The organism is Streptomyces iakyrus (assembly GCF_000717055.1).
GTDB lineage: Bacteria > Actinomycetota > Actinomycetes > Streptomycetales > Streptomycetaceae > Streptomyces > Streptomyces iakyrus.
Map to the genome: position 1 here is coordinate 1 of NZ_JNXI01000175.1, position 211 is coordinate 211.

Annotated in this window: 1 pseudogene; it reads left to right on the plus strand. The window is 70.1% G+C overall.

Going from position 1 to position 211, the window contains the following annotated elements:
• Positions 1-211, plus strand: a pseudogene (locus tag OO68_RS42000) (IS200/IS605 family accessory protein TnpB-related protein); the annotation flags it as partial.

A 211-nucleotide genomic window follows, 5' to 3' on the forward strand; every position in this document is an offset into this window, starting at 1 on the left:
CTTCGACTACGACCTGTCCGGCACCGCCGCACATCGCGACGCCCAGATCCGCCACGCCCTGATCCGCCTGCTGCACTTCGCCCGACGCCACCACCTCGCCATCGCGATCGAAGACCTCGACTTCACCGCGGAGAAGACCCGCGAGAAGCACGGCCGCCGCAGGACGTTCCGCAAGCTGATCTCCGGCATGCCCACCGCCCGGCTGCGGGCC